Below are 23,311 nucleotides of genomic sequence, written 5' to 3' on the forward strand. Positions count from 1 at the left end.
ATTACTTCACAATTATTTTTCTAACATTACTTCCATATGGTGTTTCTAGTACCAGGGCATATACTCCAGAGGGTACTTGTAATGTAAAAGGGATTTCATATTGTTTTTCACCAGATTGTTTTTTTTGAGTAAGTATAGTATTATTAGCTAGATTGAATATTTTAATACTAATATCTTTTTGTTCTTTCAGGGTTACTTTTGCAGAGAATTTTCCATCAGAAGGATTTGGATATACGCTAAATTCTCTAATGTTTCCTAGCTGTTGATTTTGATTATCCTGATTTTGCTCATCTGTTATTTCCTTTTGTAGTACCAATACTTTTTGGGTAAATGTATCTTGACAGTTTCCTAGTTTAGAGATCATAGTAATTTCATATTCTCCTGCTTTATCAAAATACAATTCAATAAGATCTTGATCTTGTGATACTATAGTAGCTTCTTGGGGCATTACCCATTGAATTTGATCAGGTATTGGGTAAGTCACATCTATTACGACAAATTTTTCATTGGTAAATACCTGGCTTGCATATAAGAATTGAGCATTAATTTCTTTTATATTTTCTATTACAGTAATGGTGTCTTGGGCAACACATCCTTTTCCACTGGTAACAGAGACAGTATATGTTCCTTGCTGATCTACATTGATTTCTGGATTTGTACTGGTAAATCCAGTATCCGATGTCCAACTGTAAGAAGCATTAGAATCTTGTATAGCAGCAGATATGTTTACTGTCTGTCCTTCACAAAAGAAAGGATCTTCTCCCAGGTCTATAGAGAATAGGGGAGGGTTTATAAATTCTATGGGTTGACTTGAGTTTGTAGTGAAACATCCATTTTGATCTACTACGCGATATACATAAGATCCAAATCCCACATTTTTAAGTTCATTACCTAATGCACTAAAATTTGGGTTTACTATATTTTCCCAAGTGATGACATAATCTCCAGTTCCTCCTTGTATGGTTAATTGTATAGCAGCATCATTACCATCTCTACATGATAATTCTTTTTTGTTGGCAAGTGTAACTGTAATAGGGTTGGGTCCGTTTACATCAAATGTTTTGTTTTGACTATTTCCTCCATCATCGGTCACGGTAACTTGATAGGTTCCTATTCCTATATTAGTTAAAGAGGCCCCAGTTGTGCCATCATCCCAGGAGTAGGTATAGTCAGAACCAGAGTTTAAATACCCCCCTGTTGCACTTGCAATAAGGTTGACTTGAGTGTCAGAACAGTCAACAGTATCGGGTGTCATATTAATAGAGATATCGATAGGTTCAGGATCAGTAAGGGTGAATGTTTCTATTTCAGAACTACACCCATTACTATCGGTTATTGTAATAGTATATACTCCTTCAAAGAGGTCTACTAATGATGTATTTGTTGAAGCCGTAGAAGGAGTAAATGGATTACCATTTCTAGTCCATACATAGCTAGTATAGCTACCAGATCCTCCAGATACAGAGATGGTGATACGACCATTATTACCATTGATAAGAGTTGGGCTATTAATTGATCCTGGTATTCCTACTACTAATGGTATTGTTGGAAATCGTTCATCGATATTGATTGGATTACTAGTAGCGTCACAGTCTTTGCTATCCCGAACAGAAATAGTATAAATCCCTTTCGATAGTTCATCAAAAAGAGTATTAGTTTGCCAGTTACTACCATCAATAGAATATTGATAAGGAGGAGTTCCTCCATCGGGTATTACAGTGATGGTGCCATCATTACCTCCAAAACATTGTACAAGTGTAGGAGTACCACTAACCGATAAAGCAGGAGGGACTATTAAGTTAAAAGGGTTACTTTCATCATAAGCATCTGGATTGGTAAATGGATCGGTGCCAGTCTTTGTTTGCCAACCTATTTTATATGTGCCAGGAGCTAGACCATTGGCATTCCAGGTAAAAGATCGTCCATTAAAATCACTTTTTGTCAAAACATCGGTTCCTGCAATAATATCAAACCCTATACCATCAAATTGATACACAACTAAGTTCATTCGCTCTGATACGGTATCATCTAATTCTCTATCAAAAGTTACGATAAAACTACCATCAGTCTTGTCACTACAAGAAGGGTTAATTGGATTTGGATTTGGATTGACGTTAGGATCTAATGCTGGAGAATTATTAAGTATGTCAAAATTTAGAATTGGTGATTCTACAGTTGGGAGTCCTAGAAGGGAAAAAACATATTTGATTTTTAATACTTTACCTCCTTGTACATTAGGCTCATTTCTAAGTATATTTTCAATTGTGGTGTTAAGTGGAAAAACATTTTTTATGTCATCAGGAAAATCTTTAAAAAAGAAGCCTCCGCCATAGCTATATTGCCATTTTACAGTTGGAATGGTCACAGGAGTATCAGAAAAAAGATTTTTGCTCTCGATAAATAGGTTCTGATCTAATGTTCTTGAAGTCTCTGATGCGGGCTGTATATATTTTGGTAGAATTACAGATTGATGAAAAGGGTTATCTGGACTTCCAACAAAATTTGTTCGAATAGTAACATCACAAGATTTGTCTAAATCAGTAAGCCAACCAGGGCTACCAAAAGGAATAGGTCTGTATTTATCAATAAGTTTACTTTGAAATTTTATAAGTTTGAAATCATATGTTTTGCTACAAAAATAATCACATGCTGGAATACCTATAACTGATATCCATAGTCCAACCCTATGATATCGTTTTATATCAATAACCGGAATTGAAACCCCTAAATCGTATATGCCAGTATCAAAAACTTGTAGACTTCCTCCATCGAATTGGTACGAAACTGTTTCATTGAGACAAACACCATATTGAGGGACAGGATATGGCTTGCTAGAGACAAAAAGCGAATATTCAGGGACTTGTGCTAAGATTTGGAAAGAAAATACCCAACAGAATAAAATAAGTAAGTTTTTCATGACGACAAGTTTAGATTTTTCCTCTTTAACTTTAATTCATTAAGTTAATGTTTTAAAATGGATATTAGTTACCTTACAATTATTTTTCTAATATGATTTCCATATGGTGTTTCCAGTACCAGGGCGTATATTCCAGAGGGTACTTGTAGAGTAAAAGGGATTTCATATTGTTTTTTACCGGATTGTTTTTTTTGCTCTAATATGGTATTGTTCGCCAGGCTAAATACTTTAATACTAATATCTTTTTGTTCTTTCAGGGTTACTTTTGCAAAGAACTTTCCATCAGAAGGGTTAGGATATATGCTAAACTCTTTAATGCTAGTTAATTGTTCTTGTAGTTCTTCTTCAGTTTGATCATCGAGATTTTCTTTTTCTAGGACGATTATTTTTTGAGTAAATACTTCTTGACAGTTTCCTGATTTGGATATCATCGCGATGTCATATTCTCCGGGTTTTTCAAAATAGATTTCAATAAGATCTTGATTTTGTGTTACTACAGTGGCTTGTTCAGGCATTACCCACAGAATTTGATCAGGTATTGGGTAAGTCACATCTATTATTACGAACTTTTCATTAGTAAATACCTGGCTGGCATATAGGAATTCTGCATTAATTTCGGTGTCGACTTTATTTACGACTACCCTACTAGTTGCTGTGCATCCTTTTCCATTAGTTACAGTGACGATATATTCTCCGGTTTGATCGACAGTTATTTGAGGTTGGTTACTAGAGAATCCGTTTTGTGCTGTCCATAGATATGATGCGTTAGGGTCATCGATTAGAGCCGAGAATGAAGCAGTTTGTCCTAAGCAAATAAACTGATCTTCTCCCAGATTAATATCGACTGGTTCTGGGTCTGTAATTTGATAGGTTCTCACTAAGGTTTTGTTTCCAAATCCTTGTATGGTTACGGTGTATGATCCGGCGCATAATCCAGTTATTTTATCTGTGGTATCTCCGGTATTCCATTGGTAGGTAAAATTACCATTTCCTTTGTTTACTTCAATTTCAATTTCTGCATTACACTCCCCGTTACATACCAGTGGTTTTATGGTTACATCTACGATGTCAGGTTGTGTTATTTGATAAGTTTGCTGAATTGTACAGATATTTGCATCGGTAATGCTGACTTGATATTGATCAGCGATTAGATTGTCTATGACCGCATTGTTTCCAACATTGGTATTATCAGAGAGTCGTATCCAGTTTATGGTGTAAGGTTGTAATCCTCCTTTGAGTTGTAATTCGATTCTTCCATCATCTCCTTCATAAGTAGATACATTTGTTAAAGAAGCATCTTGAATCTGAATTTGATTATCCTGATTGATTACAGGTATTGTTTTATCAGTAGTACATCCATTAGCATCCTGAACCATGATATTGTATTGTCCTACAGTTAGGTTTTGAATATCCTGAGTAGTTTGTCCATCCTCCCAGAGTATGGTATAAGGAGGAGTTCCTCCTGTAATAGATACATCGATTGCTCCTGTATTGCCTTGTGGACAAAGTACAGGAGTTGTACTTATACTATTAATTTCTAACAGATCAGGCTGAGTGATGTTATATACTCCCGAGGATATTTCTACATTACTATCATCGGTTATGGTGACTATATATGCTCCTGGCTCTAGGTCGTCTATAGAAGGATCATCAGGTCTGGAGAATAAAGGGTCGCTTTGTTTAGTCCATAGATAGGTATAGGGTTGAATTCCACCAATTACATTTACTGTAATTTTTCCATCATCAAGATCTTTACAGCTACTATTTGTAATGGTAGTATCCTGAATTTCTAACAGATCAGGCTGTGTGATTACAATAGGTTGTGTTAAAGTTGCAGTACAGCCATCAATATCAGTGACTTCAATAGTGTAGTTTCCGGCTTCCAGATTGACTAATTTGGTGTTTGTAGATCCGGTTGACGGGGTGAAAGGATTTCCTTCTTTAAGCCAGTTGAATAGTGGTGTTCCTTGATTATTGATGATGTTGATTTCGAGAACTCCGGTATTCCCTTCAAAGACGGTATTGTCTATATGTGATGCAGTAACTTCAAATATTTCCATCCCGATAGAAGGTTCTGTTACCTCTATTGGGGTTCCAAAGTTATTGATGGTACAATTATTTTGATCGGTAATGGTATACTCGTATGATCCGGCTGTAAGATCGGTTATACTGGCTCCGGATTTGTTGAAGGTATTATCGAATAGCTTGGTCCAGTTTACGGTATATTGTCCTGTCCCTCCGTTGATGGTTAATTGTATGGTTCCATCATTTCCATTTTTACATGCTACATTGCTTACAGATGATATCGCTGTTATGGGATCAGGTCCTTGTACTTGAAAAGATTTAGAGAGGCTATTTCCTCCTTGATCAGATACGATTACCTGATAGGTTCCTATTCCTGCATTATTTAAGGTTTCTCCGGTAGTTCCATCATCCCATAGATAAGTGTAGTCCCCACCAGAGTTTAAGAATCCCCCTGTTGCACTTGCAATAAGATTGACCTTGGTATCAGAACAATCGACAGTATTAGGAGTCATATTGATAGAGATGTCGATAGGTTCAGGATCTGTAAGGGTGAATGTTTCGATTTCAGAACTACATCCGTTACTATCGGTTACTACAATAGTATAGATTCCTTCATATAGGTTGATGATATTTGTAGTGGTTGATCCCGAAGGGGGCGTAAACGGATTACCATTTCTGGTCCATGTATAATTAGTATAGCTTTCTGATCCTCCAGATACAGAGATTACGATACGTCCATTATTACCATTGATAAGAGTAGGGTTATTAATGAGTGCAGATAACCCAATTACATCAGGAATAGAGATGAAACGTTCAATGATGGTTATAGTATTGCTAGAGGCTTCACAGCCATTATTATCTTTAATGAGTATGGTATAGTCTCCTTTTGATAATGTATCAAAAAGGGTTTCTTGTTGCCATGTAGTTCCATTATCAATCGAATATTGATAGCGGGGTGATGTTCCTGGTGTTCCCCCATTTGGAATTACTGTAATGCTTCCATCATTTCCTCCAAAACATTGTACGGGAGAAGGGGTACCACTAACCGATAATGCCGGAGGAGCAGTTAGTGTAAAAGGATTGCTTTCATCATAGGCATCAGGTACTGTGCTGATGTCATCAAAGCCTTCATTGTTACTTTTGGTTTGCCAGAATAATTTATAAGTTCCGGCAGGCAGGTTTTTAGGTTCCCAGGTATAGGAAGCTCCAGTGAAATCACTTTTGGTTAATACTTTTGATTCATAACCATCAAAGATGCTTCCTACTTGTCGATATACCTGCAGGTTCATTTTTTCTTGTTTGGTATCATCGAGTTCTCTATCAAAAGTAACTGTGAAACTACCGTTGTCATTATCGCTACAGGTGGGGTTGATAGGTAGGGGATTGCCTATTAGCTTTGGAGAGCATTTGATGATCCCTATGTTTATAGTATTAGTAAACTCTCCATTATATCCAGTTCTGAATTTAATGTTAGGTTTGCCTTGCCATTCACTACTAGGAGTTCCACTTAAACTAAATAGTTCTGTTAGTGTAAAATTTGTTGTTCTTTTTGTGTTTAGTGATGCAGGGAAATTCTTCCAGGTTATACCATCAAAACTGAATTGCCAATGATATCCATAGCTTAAAACTATTTCTTGATCAGGACAGAATTCATTTGCAGAGGGATCATTAATATGGATAGGATAAACAACTGTAAAAAAATTACAATCTGTAGAATTAGATTCAACTAAATTATTTATAAACTCATTTCTTGTATATGTAAAATTATCATCCGACTCACAGCTGATAGGATCACTAATAGAAATCCAGTGACTGGAAAGATTTACTATAGCCGTATTGAAATTGTTATTTAATTCAATAAAATCGTAATAAACCTCATTAATCGTTGCTTCAGAAGACCGGTATCCTATATTTGGGTATGTTTCTGGCGAATCTGTACTTACAGATGCACTAAAAACATTAGCGTGCTCAGTACCTTGTACTTCTGTAACGAATAAAAACCCATAATCTTGAGAAAACCCAATATGCGTTGTTAAAACCAATATTATAAGTACTATTTTTTTCATTTTTAGATTTTATATCATTTTACTATCATCATTAATACTACTTATCAATTAATTTACAATCACTTTTCTGATATCACTTCCATATGGTGTTTCTAGCACCAGGGCATATACTCCAGAGGGTACTTGTAATGTAAAAGGGATTTCATATTGTTTTTTACCAGATTGTTTTTTTTGAGTAAGTATAGTATTATTAGCTAGATTGAATATTTTAATACTAATATCTTTTTGTTCTTTCAGGGTTACTTTTGCAGAGAATTTTCCATCAGAAGGATTTGGATATACGCTAAATTCTCTGATATTTCCTAGCTGTTGATTTTGATTATCCTGATTTTGCTCATCTGTTATTTCCTTTTGTAGTACCAATACTTTTTGGGTAAATGTATCTTGACAGTTTCCTAGTTTAGAGATCATAGTAATTTCATATTCTCCTGCTTTATCAAAATACAATTCAATAAGATCTTGATCTTGTGATACTATAGTAGCTTCTTGGGGCATTACCCATTGAATTTGATCAGGTATTGGGTAAGTCACATCTATTACGACAAATTTTTCATTGGTAAATACCTGGCTTGCATATAAGAATTGAGCATTAATTTCTTTTATATTTTCTATTACAGTAATGGTGTCTTGGGCAACACATCCTTTTCCACTGGTAACAGAGACAGTATATGTTCCTTGCTGATCTACATTGATTTCTGGATTTGTACTGGTAAATCCAGTATCCGATGTCCAACTGTAAGAAGCATTAGAATCTTGTATAGCAGCAGATATGTTTACTGTCTGTCCTTCACAAAAGAAAGGATCTTCTCCCAGGTCTATAGAGAATAGGGGAGGGTTTATAAATTCTATGGGTTGACTTGAGTTTGTAGTGAAACATCCATTTTGATCTACTACGCGATATACATAAGATCCAAATCCCACATTTTTAAGTTCATTACCTAATGCACTAAAATTTGGGTTTACTATATTTTCCCAAGTGATGACATAATCTCCAGTTCCTCCTTGTATGGTTAATTGTATAGCAGCATCATTACCATCTCTACATGATAATTCTTTTTTGTTGGCAAGTGTAACTGTAATAGGGTTGGGTCCGTTTACATCAAATGTTTTGTTTTGACTATTTCCTCCATCATCGGTCACGGTAACTTGATAGGTTCCTATTCCTATATTAGTTAAAGAGGCTCCAGTTGTGCCATCATCCCAGATGTAGGTATAGTCAGAACCAGAGTTTAAATACCCCCCTGTTGCACTTGCAATAAGGTTGACTTGAGTGTCAGAACAGTCAACAGTATCGGGTGTCATATTAATAGAGATATCGATAGGTTCAGGATCAGTAAGGGTGAATGTTTCGATTTCAGAACTACACCCATTACTATCGGTTATTGTAATAGTATATACTCCTTCAAAGAGGTCTACTAATGATGTATTTGTTGAAGCCGTAGAAGGAGTAAATGGATTACCATTTCTAGTCCATACATAGCTAGTATAGCTACCAGATCCTCCAGATACAGAGATGGTGATACGACCATTATTACCATTGATAAGAGTTGGGCTAGTACCCAGTACAGGAATCACATTGGGTATGCTGGAATAGCGTTCGCCAACAGTTATTGATGTACTAGAGGCTTCACAGCCATTTTTGTCTTTGATAAGTATCGTGTAATCGCCGGCGGTCAGCCCATCAAATAAGGTCCCTACAGGTTCTATATTGCTTCCTACTATAGAATATTGATAAGGAGGAGTTCCTCCATCGGGTGTTACAGTGATGGTACCATCGTTACCTCCAAAGCATTGTACAAGTGTAGGATCACCGCTAACAGACAATACACGAGGGGCGACTAGTGTAAATTCACTACTAAAATCAAGAGCGTCTGGATTTGTGCCAGGATCGTTTCCTCCTCTTTTGGTTTGCCAACCCAATATATAGGCGCCAGGCCCTAAACCATTGGCATTCCAAGTAAAAGATCGGCCATTAAAATCACTTTTTGTCAAAATATCTACCCCGGCAACATTGTCAAATGTTCCATTAGATACAAATACAACTAAACTCATTTTTTCTGAAACATTACTATCGAGTTCTCTATCAAAAGTTACTGTGAAGCTACCATCATTGTTATAACTACAGGTAGGATGAATAAGCTTTGGGTTAGGAGAAATATTTGGATCTAATGCAGGTGAGCAGTTAAGGATTGTATAAGGTTTTAAAGGAGAAAAAACATTACCAACTAGTTTGTATCTGAAATAAATTATTTTATTTGCATTATTCTCAAAATCTACTGGAAAATTATCAAAATCTATAAATATTGATTTTTTGTTTGAAGAACCACTTATTGTAGCTAATTGTCCTTCAAAAGAATATTCCCATTCAATAATATCTGTATCAGAAATACTCGAAGTAGCATTTAATGTAACACCATTACAGTCAAGTTCATTAGATTGTGTTGTATTAACTTTTTCAAAGTATAATGTCCCAAAAGATGGTTTATGTTCATAATATGAATCTATGTTAGGATCGATATCCATTCTGTATCCTCCTAAACTATATGTTTTTCCCCTGTTAGGGCCTTCGATCCATCTGCAACTTCCAGCTGAAACTAAATAATATCCTGGTCTTGTAGTTAAATCTAATATTCCTGTCGTAGTGCTAAGAGTTGTATCACTTCCATCTGCAATTTTCAAACTTCCGGTAGAGGATATTACACTTGCCGGATTAGAAAGAAAACAACTTGAAGCACTTAAGTCTAAAACATTAACTGTAGAGACATGATATTTATATTGTCCATAAAAACTAATAGAAAACAATAAAAACGATATGTATAATAAGAGTTTTTTCATAATTCTTGTCAACTTTCATTTAGCTTATTACTTTTCAATAGTATTCTATAATTATTTCACAATTATTTTTCTAATATGATTTCCATATGGTGTTTCCAGTACCAGGGCATATATTCCAGAGGGTACTTGTAGAGTAAAAGGGATTTCATATTGTTTTTTACCGGATTGTTTTTTTTGCTCTAATATGGTATTGTTCGCCAGGCTAAATACTTTAATACTAATATCTTTTTGTTCTTTCAGGGTTACTTTTGCAAAGAACTTTCCATCAGAAGGGTTAGGATATATGCTAAACTCTTTAATGCTAGTTAATTGTTCTTGTAGTTCTTCTTCAGTTTGATCATCGAGATTTTCTTTTTCTAGGACGATTATTTTTTGAGTAAATACTTCTTGACAGTTTCCTGATTTGGATATCATCGCGATGTCATATTCTCCGGGTTTTTCAAAATAGATTTCAATAAGATCTTGATTTTGTGTTACTACAGTGGCTTGTTCAGGCATTACCCACAGAATTTGATCAGGTATTGGGTAAGTCACATCTATTATTACGAACTTTTCATTAGTAAATACCTGGCTGGCATATAGGAATTCTGCATTAATTTCGGTGTCGACTTTATTTACGACTACCCTACTAGTTGCTGTGCATCCTTTTCCATTAGTTACAGTGACGATATATTCTCCGGTTTGATCGACAGTTATTTGAGGTTGGTTACTAGAGAATCCGTTTTGTGCTGTCCATAGATATGATGCGTTAGGGTCATCGATTAGAGCCGAGAATGAAGCAGTTTGTCCTAAGCAAATAAACTGATCTTCTCCCAGATTAATATCGACTGGTTCTGGGTCTGTAATTTGATAGGTTCTCACTAAGGTTTTGTTTCCAAATCCTTGTATGGTTACGGTGTATGATCCGGCGCATAATCCAGTTATTTTATCTGTGGTATCTCCGGTATTCCATTGGTAGGTAAAATTACCATTTCCTTTGTTTACTTCAATTTCAATTTCTGCATTACACTCCCCGTTACATACCAGTGGTTTTATGGTTACATCTACGATGTCAGGTTGTGTTATTTGATAAGTTTGCTGAATTGTACAGATATTTGCATCGGTAATGCTGACTTGATATTGATCAGCGATTAGATTGTCTATGACCGCATTGTTTCCAACATTGGTATTATCAGAGAGTCGTATCCAGTTTATGGTGTAAGGTTGTAATCCTCCTTTGAGTTGTAATTCGATTCTTCCATCATCTCCTTCATAAGTAGATACATTTGTTAAAGAAGCATCTTGAATCTGAATTTGATTATCCTGATTGATTACAGGTATTGTTTTATCAGTAGTACATCCATTAGCATCCTGAACCATGATATTGTATTGTCCTACAGTTAGGTTTTGAATATCCTGAGTAGTTTGTCCATCCTCCCAGAGTATGGTATAAGGAGGAGTTCCTCCTGTAATAGATACATCGATTGCTCCTGTATTGCCTTGTGGACAAAGTACAGGAGTTGTACTTATACTATTAATTTCTAACAGATCAGGCTGAGTGATGTTATATACTCCCGAGGATATTTCTACATTACTATCATCGGTTATGGTGACTATATATGCTCCTGGCTCTAGGTCGTCTATAGAAGGATCATCAGGTCTGGAGAATAAAGGGTCGCTTTGTTTAGTCCATAGATAGGTATAGGGTTGAATTCCACCAATTACATTTACTGTAATTTTTCCATCATCAAGATCTTTACAGCTACTATTTGTAATGGTAGTATCCTGAATTTCTAACAGATCAGGCTGTGTGATTACAATAGGTTGTGTTAATGTTGCAGTACAGCCATCAATATCAGTGACTTCAATAGCATAGTTTCCGGCTTCCAGATTGACTAATTTGGTGTTTGTAGATCCGGTTGACGGGGTGAAAGGATTTCCTTCTTTAAGCCAGTTGAATAGTGGTGTTCCTTGATTATTGATGATGTTGATTTCGAGAACTCCGGTATTCCCTTCAAAGACGGTATTGTCTATATGTGATGCAGTAACTTCAAATATTTCCATCCCGATAGAAGGTTCTGTTACCTCTATTGGGGTTCCAAAGTTATTGATGGTACAATTATTTTGATCGGTAATGGTATACTCGTATGATCCGGCTGTAAGATCGGTTATACTGGCTCCGGATTTGTTGAAGGTATTATCGAATAGCTTGGTCCAGTTTACGGTATATTGTCCTGTCCCTCCGTTGATGGTTAATTGTATGGTTCCATCATTTCCATTTTTACATGCTACATTGCTTACAGATGATATCGCTGTTATGGGATCAGGTCCTTGTACTTGAAAAGATTTAGAGAGGCTATTTCCTCCTTGATCAGATACGATTACCTGATAGGTTCCTATTCCTGCATTATTTAAGGTTTCTCCGGTAGTTCCATCATCCCATAGATAAGTGTAGTCCCCACCAGAGTTTAAGAATCCCCCTGTTGCACTTGCAATAAGATTGACCTTGGTATCAGAACAATCGACAGTATTAGGAGTCATATTGATAGAGATGTCGATAGGTTCAGGATCTGTAAGGGTGAATGTTTCGATTTCAGAACTACATCCGTTACTATCGGTTACTACAATAGTATAGATTCCTTCATATAGGTTGATGATATTTGTAGTGGTTGATCCCGAAGGGGGCGTAAACGGATTACCATTTCTGGTCCATGTATAATTAGTATAGCTTTCTGATCCTCCAGATACAGAGATTACGATACGTCCATTATTACCATTGATAAGAGTAGGGTTATTAATGAGTGCAGATAACCCAATTACATCAGGAATAGAGATGAAACGTTCAATGATGGTTATAGTATTGCTAGAGGCTTCACAGCCATTATTATCTTTAATGAGTATGGTATAGTCTCCTTTTGATAATGTATCAAAAAGGGTTTCTTGTTGCCATGTAGTTCCATTATCAATCGAATATTGATAGCGGGGTGATGTTCCTGGTGTTCCCCCATTTGGAATTACTGTAATGCTTCCATCATTTCCTCCAAAACATTGTACGGGAGAAGGGGTACCACTAACCGATAATGCCGGAGGAGCAGTTAGTGTAAAAGGATTGCTTTCATCATAGGCATCAGGTACTGTGCTGATGTCATCAAAGCCTTCATTGTTACTTTTGGTTTGCCAGAATAATTTATAAGTTCCGGCAGGTAGGTTTTTAGGTTCCCAGGTATAGGAAGCTCCAGTGAAATCACTTTTGGTTAATACTTTTGATTCATAACCATCAAAGATGCTTCCTACTTGTCGATATACCTGCAGGTTCATTTTTTCTTGTTTGGTATCATCGAGTTCTCTATCAAAAGTAACTGTGAAACTCCCATTGTTATTATCATTCGTATTGATACTATTACTACAGGTAGGTTGAATATCAACTATAGGCCCGTCTAGTTTGGGAGAGCAATTAATGATACCTAGAGTAATGATATTCGTAAACTCACCATTATACCCTGTTTTAAATTTTATGCTGTTACTATTTTTCCACTGATTATCAGGAGTATTTGTTAGGCTAAATAATTCTAGTAAACTAAAAGTTGTAGTCCTCCCATTTTTGGATATAGGAAAATCGATCCAACCTAAACCATCTAATTTAAATTGCCAATGGAATCCATATCCTAAGGTTATTTCTTGTTGAGGGCAGATTTCATCCATATCTGGGCGATCGATATGAATTGTATAAATTTTTGTTGAAAAATTACATCTACTATAAGAATTTGTAGGGGTATCATTAAATTGATTTCTCGGGTAGGTAAAACTTTTATTTCCATTACACCTTTTATCTTCTCTAATTGATTCCCAAGAATTTTCTATATGTACACTTGTGTTATTGAATGGTTCATTTAAAATTACAAAACGATAATAAGTATTCCCTACATTACTTGAATTGCTAGAATATCCACTAGAATGTATGTTGCCTCCAGTATCTGTAGTAACACTAAAATCGTGAATATTAGCATGCTGAGTTGCATTTATGGTTGTTCGGGAAAGGAATCCATATTCTGGTGGATCTTGTGCCAAAACCGGAAAAGATAGTACTGTATAAAAGAGTATTAATAGTATTAACCTCATTATCATAACTATGTTTTTATTAATATTTTACTTCAATCTCTTTCCATTCACTCACACTACCATCATTAAATACCGCTTTAAAAGCATATTTATATGTAGTATTTGGAGTTAGATTTTGATCTATCCACCCTTTATCATCTGGGGCTAACCGTTTATATAAGGTAAATGAATCTTCAACCCTCTTTCTATATACTTGTATCTCTACAGCATTCTCTTCTTTAAATCGCCAGGTGAGTTGTATAAATTTACCTTCACGATCTACTGTTGCATATAATCCTTTTACCCCGGGTTGCATCAATTTTCCTGGCATAACAATAACTACGGGAGGGGTCGGTTCGCTTTCCAGACCACTTTGATCCACTGTAATTAACGTGTACTGGTATTTCCTACCTGGATTGGTCTTTGTATCTGTAAAGCTGGTGATAGAATCTATGCTTGTCTGATATATTTTCTCCCAGGGTTGAGTTATAGAGTCGGTTACATTTTTTCTATATACTACGGTTGCTTCCCAATCATCAGACGAGCTGTTGACCCATGAGAAATCCACAGCACCTTCTTTTATTTCATAAGTTTTGAATACTGGAGATGTTGGCGGTATTCTATCAGGTTTTTTAAGTACTAAGGTATCCGAAGGTACAGATTCGTTATAACGGTTATCTAATGCTATTAATCGATAGTAAACTGCTTTGTCAAAAGAGGTCATATCGATACTATCAATAAAACTTTCATTAATAAGATTGGCTTTATTCAATTTTGTGAATTCCTGATCTTTACGATAGGCTCTCAAAATATCATATCCTTTTAAATCCAATTCAGTGTTTTTTACCCATTTTAGTGCAACTACACCTAATGTGTCTACAATTCCTTCCAGGCCTTGTGGTTTTTTTGGAGGAATACTATCTATAGGTTGTACCATAGCAGGAGGAGATTCTTTATAATCCTGATATTTCCCAAAAGCTTTGAGCTTAAAATAATTAATATCGGATAATGGCCCGTAAGTAATCTTTTTCTGATTTGGAGATATGCTATCAATTACAGTTTTATATGGCCCTACTGCTTTTTCGGCACGCAAAAGTTCGTATTTTCTAAGTTTCCATTGTTCTTCTTCGGCAAAAGTCCATTCCAGTTCTACTTCATTTTCAGAAATAATATTTGTGCCAGAAATTATAGGTTCAGTTTTTATTTCTTTAAATCCTATTAATTCTGCCACTTCAGATGGAGGACTGGTTTCACTAAAATAGTTGATACCTACAATACGATACCAATATTTTTTACCATATTGAGGTATAGAATCGGTATAGGAAACTCCAGAATATGGTGTGTCTGCTAATTTGGTAATGGGAACATCATTGATTTTATTAAAAACCTGACCATCTTCAGATCTTTCCAAATTGTATGCTGTATAATAGGGGAGTAGCTGATCATACTCCCATACCAAAACAAATGCATTTTTATAGAAATACCCAAAAAAGTCAGATGGTTGTGGTAATTCTTCAATGTCTTTTGTGCTGATAAAAACTCCAGAGGGTTCCAACTCCATTCGCTCTTTTGGGATAGCACTTTTTATGTTATAGAGATACTTTTCGTTTTCTTTAACATCGGTATCTACATATCCAAGTCCAGCATATTGAGCTACTTTAAAATCTTGATCAATAGCGAATAATGAAAATCCAAATCGACGATCCAACTCTTCACTTTCATAAAATACCCTAAGCAATTGATTTTCTTCTTGATTATCTACTTGAAAAGTTTCTCCATAAATAGCTTGCGCTGCAATAGCAGCCATATCGTTTTGCTGAATGAAACTTTCCCAGTCTTTTGGAGGTCTCGGTCTAATGGTATCTCCAGAAATTATACTCTTTTCAGGATTAGTTAGAGGTTTTCCATCACGCAGCACAGTTGTACGTTCTACCACAAAACCGTATTGATTACTATATTTCCAGGCATATTTATCGGTTACTGCCCAACGCAATAGTATTGCTCCTTTTTTTGCGAAAGCTTTTACCACTATTTTCTTAGGAGTTTCTGTACTTTTCTCTTGTGCAGATATACTAATACTTAAGCTTCCAAAAAGCAACATTATATATAGTATGCAATATTTTAATTTCATCTATTTGTTTTTTCTTTTGTTAGATGTAATCGCATAGCAATTATTTCTATGGTATAGAAGTTCTTAACTATGCTCATTTCTTTTAAAAATAATTTTTATAATCTACTTTAATTTTGTTACCAGATGTTTTGTTTGGCAGTGCATACTGAAACTCTACCTGGTATTTTTCTACATTAATATATGGGAATATACCATCAATGATATATTTATATTTTTGATAAGCATTAGTATCTATCGGATTAGTATTTAGATACCTGTTTACGATCACATATTGTAGATGTACAAAATCTTCTTTGTATGCCGCAGCAAGGTTCCATCGAAAAGGGAAACGTTCTTTTAGATAAGTGTTCTCTGGATTATTTTGTACATATTCACTATATGTTAGAGAAGGCTTAATATTTTTCATAGGAGGTGTTCCCAAAACATTCTCATCTCTGTTTACCCGAATATTAGTATCCAAAGGATAATTTTGATAGAGTAAAGGATGAATTTCTTTTTCATAATAATAATCAGACTTCATTCCAACACCAGACATTAAAGGTTTGTTTAAACTATATCGGGTACCTAATACTTCATTAACATCAAATGGTTCGAATCTCGCAATTCTTAGTTCCATCTGTGCGGCATTAGAAGAACCATCCATAAAAGTATAGTAGTCTGTTATATCCATTGCCCTTATTTTCTCTTTGAAGGTATTAAATCTACTTGTGCTAAAATTGAATTCTAGTCGTGTTAAAGAAGCATTAGTAGAAGCATTTCCTGTAAGTGTATTTTGAGAAATAGATACATCATCACTTACATTAGTATAAGTTTCTTCTGAAGTACTACCATCATTGCTCTCTGAACCTAATTTTGAAGTTATTAGTTTATAAACAACTCCTGTTTCATTAGGCAACTTAGGAAGGTTGAAAGTTAATATGTTATTTGCCGTGTCGTAAGAAAACTGGGTTTTCGTGGATTTTCCATTTTCGGTAATAAAGAACAACTCGTCTTTAAAACCTTCTGTACCAAATAAGTAATCTTGCCCGCGTTCTAACTGTACATATCCAGTATTACTTTCTTTAGGAAGAACATAGCGTTGATCCACTATTGGGTACATATATTCGATATTTTTATATGGGATTTTTGTAGGAGCTTTGCCAGTAGTAAAGTTCACTGTTTTTTCTTCTACTATTGGTTGACCATTTTCGAGAACAGCTACCCATTGGCCTCCTTTATATTCATTAAATTGTACTTTTACCGTTGCAGTTATTTTTTTCTCAGGAGGTAAAATATCGTCTGGTTCAAAGATCATTATGTCTTTATTGCTGTTCCATACTTGTTCACCTGCAAGAGTAGTAGATCCTTCTTTTATTGTAATTTCTTTAAGTTCTACCTGGTATTTTTTTGAACCTAAATCATCACTGATTTCTACAACTTCGCCAATAGGTACATTAAAAGCAACTTGAACTGCTTCGAAAACATCTACTTTGTCACTGTTGTTTTCTGGAGAAATATCAGAGATAATGACGACTTCCTGTAGCCCTGTTTTACCTACAATTTCACATTCTTCACCAATAGTAACTTTAAGTCGAGCCTGCACGGTTACAAGACCTAATATTCTTACTTTTACACCGGCATAACCTTTTACGAACCAAGGGTTTGGTAGCTGGCCTTGTGCCAATACGGCTACTCCCGCTTTTAGAATAGGTATTCTTTTTCTGAAACCAAAAATTTTGATTTGAGCACCAATTTCTCCTTGTAGGAATGCATAGAGTTGCCCCGTGGCATACCATCCGTCCATACCTAATGGCCCTGCTTTTCCTTTACAATGCGCATCTCCAAAATCTTTGATCATAAAATCAAAGCCTACACCAGCTCTTACCGATGCATATATGATTCCCCAATCAAAACTTTTTCCTATTTCTACATATGCTCCAAAAGCATACCCGGTACCTTGTGCTAATTGACTATTAAAGTTTCTGCCAAAAAGAAGCTCATCTCCACTTAGGTTCAAAATATCAATCACTTCGGGTTTTGGTAATGCAGGATCAGGAAGAATTGTTCCCGTCATATAGTACAAGTCAAATGCGGCATCAAATGGTCCTATAGGAATACCAGCTACACCAAAACGCTTGGTAGGAGTACCAATATAGATGTACCAATCATCGGGGGCATCATAAAATTCGATATATCCCAATCTGTTTTTCTCTCCGGCACCTCTAATCTGACCAAGATTAAGGAATACATCAAACATCCCCCAGTAGGTATCATTTCTAAAATCAAAATCGATAGCTAATTGCGCAGCAAATTGTTCTTTACCGGTTAAGATATTCGGAAATACTTCTGTAGCAAAATATTTAATCCCTTCCTTATCAATGGACATCTCATGGAAGTTACTGATTGACTTTTCTTTTTCTGCTAATTTCTTTTGCATACCATCTACAGTCCCGAAAGGAGCATTACCGCCGCTACCACCACCACTGCTACCACCAGAAGTCATTAATGCTGCACCACCATAGAATCCAAGCCTGCTGATTCCACCACCAGCAGATTGGCTGTTGAAACTCATTTCGATAGCAAATAACCCTGTAAAGGTTGCTGATTTTTTTACCTCAAAAGCGGCCATAGCTTTAAAGCCAAATTCGGTATCTATATCGGGACGATAATAAATTCCCGACATGCTTTCTGCACGTTCATCCATCCCTGCTTTTCGCATATGATGGTAGACCCCACCACCGATATCATGGATTTTTAAGGCTTTATCACTCTTGCTTGAAAGCGGTCTGCCAAAAGCATCGACATACCAATACCTAAAATCGTCTTGTCGTCCAAAAATTCCTTTAGCTTCGAGTTCGATTTTCAGACTTTCGGCATATAGTCTAAGTTTACCAGATAGTCCTTTTCCGTATATTGGATTATCCCTAAAAAAGGCAAGTTTACCATAAAATTCAAAGTTTTTACGCTTTACATCAACTTCAACTTCATCGATTTCAATTTTATCGAATTGCCATTTTAAATAATCTCCTTCTTTTAGTTTTCCTATAATACGAAGCCTAACATCTCCTTTGATCCCTGATTTATCGAGATTGAGATAACTATTAAGTCCTATTTCTGCACGATCATCTTCATATACTTTTGCTTTGATATCATAAAACCCTAATTGAAACCCTGCAATTTTGGGCAGTGCAATAGTGTCTTTGAATCCCATGTATTTTATAGAGAGGTAGGGGCGTGTTTTTGTCTGAATTTTAAAATTTTGAAAGGAAAGACCATCAAAATTAAGAGATTCTATATCGTCTACATCTCTATCTTTATCCTGTGATGATATGGCATTTAGAGAATCTTTTTGAGCCTTATTAAAGGCCATAAGCCCGGTGAGGTTAGCTTCGGGATAAAACTTTCCGTTCTCTACCTCCATTTTAATATAGGACTCGGGAAATAGCTTTGCTTTACTTTTAAAAATATTGAAATCTACATCTTCTGTTACTTCTACCCGAACGCTGTAGTGTTGATCTGCAGTAATCAATCCTTTGTAACCCAGAGCTCCATTACTACTAGAATCGGATTTACTAATTGGGAGTACTAGTTCTCCGCTAAAATCGGCTTTGATAAAATGATTGACCTGTATATCTACATTTACAGAATCTAGTGAATATTGCCATTTACCAGCATTTCCTTCATTAATATTAAATAAATTAGATGCAAAAAAGTTCCCAGATACTCCAAAGTTATCGATTAGTAAACCTTTTGCTCCAAAAGAAATACGTTCTTCAGACTTTGTAATCTGAAATTCTGGTGGCAGAGTGACACTTACTTCATTACCATAAAAGCCACGCCATAATTCTTTTTGATTTGAAGGGATTAATTGTTGCTCATCATAGATTTTAGGGAAATCTACTAGTGGTGAGTTTTTGGTATCACTAAGATCCAATACTACATCATGCATTTTGAACGCCCACCCAGGTAAAGGTTTAAGTTCGAATTTTGGTAAATCCAGTTCGATTAAAAGATCTTGTAACGAGGTTGCTACAAAACTGAAACTAGCTCCTACATAACTTTCATTACCGGCAGGGTTTTTACCATCTTGTGGTTTTGTTTCTCCCGGAAATTTTTTGGTACCATCATCATTTAATGGAATTGCCACCGTTTTAGCGATTCGTACATCGGCTTCTAGCGCTATTTCTTTTACTTTACCCGTACAATCGATGGTGATATACGTTTGTTTTGTAGCACTACCATCACTCTCTAATCCTCCTTTAAAAGTGATAATCCATTGTCCACCACTTTGTCCTATCGGAAAATCACCTAACAGGTTTAATTGTGCTTCACCATAAATTCCTCCTTCATGAGATAGTTTTACATTATTAGCTCCAAAAAACAATTCGGTGCTTAATTCACCTAATGTAAGTTTTGCAAATAAATCTACTTCAGAATAGTTAGCATGTAACTTGGCCTTTACAATACCAATGGTAATTGATGAATTTGTGGATACTTGTTTTTTGATTCCAACAGGAAATTGAAGTAACTCTTTACCACTGATGATATTGATGAAATTTTCCTGCTTTTCTATCTCTTTAAATAGTTCTTTGGCTTTACTGACCAAAGAATCTGTTTTTGGAGTAGGTTTATAGATTTTTTTGATATAATCTTTGGTAAACTCTGCTAATCCCTGAAAGAAATTTTCGGTAGGAGCACCTGTCGATGGAGTTTCTAATTCTGGAAAAGACCGAAACTGCTTGGTATTGTATTTACGTAAAGCATAGGCACTACCCGCCTGATCCTTTATCCGTTTTGCTTTAAAAGCAGCTAATCGCTGTAATGCCAGCGAGTCTAGTCCTTTGGCTATCGGGTTTTTATATAACGACGATGCCGTTTTCTTTTTAGCAACCGATAACGAATCTTTACCAGTATTGGCAAAGCAGGCTACCGATAGGAGCAGGGTAAGTAAGAGTAAATGGTAGTTTTTCATTCTATTTTGGTTTACTTTTTACTATTGTTTAATGTTTTTATTTTTTTAGTCATTTTTATTGTTTGACTTTTTGCTTTTGATTACCCAGCAAAGTTTGAAGACTTTGCAAAAGTGGGTTTGTTTACTATGAATATCCTTTTGGATGCTCATTTTTCTCTTAATTTTACGAGAATAAGACAACACTTATGCTAGTAATAATTTTTAGACAGAGGTGTTTTCTAGTTGTTTTTCGAATACAAATAAAGTTCCGTCATTATCTAATTGATATAAATGATTCTTTGATGCTTTAGGAGTATGTGTGCCTAAATTTTGTGTTTCAAAATTGTATTTCCAATCTATTTTAAAAGTTTTTCTATTTAAGGCGAATAAACAATCATAAGACCATTTTTCATCATTTTTATTTTGTTCCATCATGGCCGTTAAGAATAAATGAGTCTCTGTAAAGGGATTGTCTGTGATCTGCTTTATAAAAAAAATATTACTTTTTTGAAGTTCTTCAATGAGATCTATATGCTTTATTTTGTTTGTATCTAGTTCTATTTCAATATAATTGGTTCCAATAGCTCCAATAAGTTTTTTATTCTCTATATCTAAAACGAAACTACTAGGCTCTGGTATAACTCCTTCTATTTGAGAACCTATATTGATTTTGGGAATTTCTTTCCACTCTTTTTCCTTTACTCCTGTATGAGCATTTAATGTCAAAATCGAGTTCGCTGTAGTAGGTAATATTATTTCATTATTAAATGTTCCTAGTATATGACTTGCTAAAGATTCATCGCTAAATTCCCATAAAACAGTTCCGTTTTGGATATTATAAGATGTTAGTTTGTTCATATCTTGAAAAACAATGATATTCTCGTTGATATAAACAGGAACACAGTAACTAGTTTTGATCCTAAAATCTTGAATAACCTTATTTGTAGTATAATTGAAAAGAACCCAATTACAAACAATGCTCCCATCATCATTAAATATCGTATTTACTGATGCAATTCTATTTGTTGGGGTTTTAATAAAAGTGTCAAAAAGTATGATATCATTTGAAAACTCTTGGATTGTTATTAAATTAGTATCTATGATTAGCTGTCGTTCTTCTTTATTTACAATAATATGATTATGATCTAATAAACTTCCTCCAATGATGTTTTCTCCAGAAATTTTTTTAAAATTATAATACAGATGATCAGAATAGTGTAACATCTGTTCATTTACATAATAATATTGTACATTTTTGTTTGTGTGACTTAATTTATACATCATTCAATTTTTATAAATTTATACAGCCTATCATCTAAAGTGTCTACCCAATTATTAAAAACTGTTTTTTTACTATTTTTTAATATATTGAGTTGATTTGCTGGAATAGCACCAAAAAGACTTGTTCTTAAATTTTGATTACCCCAAATAGCATTAAAAGTTTCATCCGGTTTGAGTTTAATAAATTCTTTAAATTGATTTTTCATATTACTCAAAGCGGTAGTTTTGTTCGCCCAACCATGTGCATTTAATTTTTTAAAGTGTACTACAAATTCAAAATTGTCAAAACTTGAAATATTTTTTAAATACCCTTCTACAAACTGTTGAGTAACATGAGCGTTTCCTTTTAATGGATAGTCTACAAAATTTACATTTTTAAGTTCTATATATTTATTTGCTTGGGTAAGTAAGTCATATTTATTACTTCCTACAGCGAACGTTCCACCGAAGGATCTAATGTCACCACCTTTAAATCCCCGTTTTTTTAACAAATAAAGAGTTTGATACATTTCGGCAATTATGGGAGAATTAGGGTTTGCCATGGCCGATCCATTTAAGTTAATGCGTTTAACCCATCTATAAAATTGATTGGCTCCTCCTTGCGAAATATCAAAATTATCAACTAAATATTTGAACTCATCCAAAAACTCATCCATATTAGAGAAATATCTGGATAATCCTGTAGCGGATCCAGCCGCATTACAATGCAACACTCTGTTTTTTTCTAAAACAATACTTAGTTCATCGGCCCAATTGTCTCCAAGTTTATTTTTGAAATTTACATCATTTAATAAACCTTTAATTTTGTTTAATGTAGGAACATCTTTTGTAAATACTCTTGTTTGCTGAAATGCATCAAACAGAAATAACCATGATCCAATGCCATCATTATTATCTATAAACTCCTTTACAGCTGGTCCTAGTTGTTTGTCGGTTAAATCATTTGCTAAACCACCAATAGGACAGGAGGGCTGTGCAATTGAAACTGTACTTATACTAAAAAATAGTATTAGCAATAAAACTATATAGTTTTTAAGATTTTTCATTGA

The 23,311-nt window shown here is 34.9% G+C and carries 8 protein-coding genes; all 8 read right to left on the minus strand.

Annotated elements, in window-relative coordinates; all coding sequences use genetic code 11:
* Window position 1: 1 nt before the first annotated feature.
* Window positions 2-2,917 carry a T9SS type A sorting domain-containing protein gene (locus AAFU52_RS11630; RefSeq protein WP_438426488.1) on the minus strand — a complete coding sequence of 972 codons (2,916 nt, stop codon included), beginning with the start codon at window positions 2,915-2,917 and terminating at the stop codon, window positions 2-4.
* Between the two features lie 68 nt (window positions 2,918-2,985).
* Window positions 2,986-7,008, minus strand: coding sequence for a T9SS type A sorting domain-containing protein (locus AAFU52_RS11635; protein ID WP_438426489.1), 4,023 nt, complete (start codon window positions 7,006-7,008; stop codon window positions 2,986-2,988).
* 48 nt (window positions 7,009-7,056) lie between these two features.
* On the minus strand, window positions 7,057-9,843 hold the full coding sequence (locus tag AAFU52_RS11640) for a T9SS type A sorting domain-containing protein (RefSeq protein WP_438426490.1): 2,787 nt from the start codon (window positions 9,841-9,843) through the stop codon (window positions 7,057-7,059).
* Between the two features lie 51 nt (window positions 9,844-9,894).
* Window positions 9,895-13,941 carry a T9SS type A sorting domain-containing protein gene (locus AAFU52_RS11645; protein ID WP_438426491.1) on the minus strand — a complete coding sequence of 1,349 codons (4,047 nt, stop codon included), beginning with the start codon at window positions 13,939-13,941 and terminating at the stop codon, window positions 9,895-9,897.
* A 19-nt stretch (window positions 13,942-13,960) separates the two neighbouring features.
* The gene (locus AAFU52_RS11650) at window positions 13,961-16,051 is read right to left on the minus strand and encodes a fibronectin type III domain-containing protein (protein WP_438426492.1); all 2,091 of its coding nucleotides are present in this window, start codon (window positions 16,049-16,051) and stop codon (window positions 13,961-13,963) included.
* Between the two features lie 82 nt (window positions 16,052-16,133).
* Window positions 16,134-21,002, minus strand: a complete 4,869-nt coding sequence (locus tag AAFU52_RS11655) for a hypothetical protein (protein WP_438426493.1) — start codon at window positions 21,000-21,002, stop codon at window positions 16,134-16,136.
* Between the two features lie 201 nt (window positions 21,003-21,203).
* Window positions 21,204-22,265: a hypothetical protein gene (locus AAFU52_RS11660; protein WP_024772446.1), complete on the minus strand. Its 1,062-nt coding sequence runs from the start codon at window positions 22,263-22,265 to the stop codon at window positions 21,204-21,206.
* Window positions 22,262-23,308 (minus strand): hypothetical protein, encoded by a 1,047-nt coding sequence (locus AAFU52_RS11665; protein WP_438426494.1) that lies wholly within the window; start codon window positions 23,306-23,308, stop codon window positions 22,262-22,264. Before AAFU52_RS11665 ends, AAFU52_RS11660 begins: the two co-directional genes overlap by 4 nt.
* Window positions 23,309-23,311: the final 3 nt, after the last annotated feature.

This window comes from Aquimarina macrocephali, from assembly GCF_051627225.1.
GTDB classification, from domain to species: Bacteria; Bacteroidota; Bacteroidia; order Flavobacteriales; family Flavobacteriaceae; genus Aquimarina; species Aquimarina macrocephali.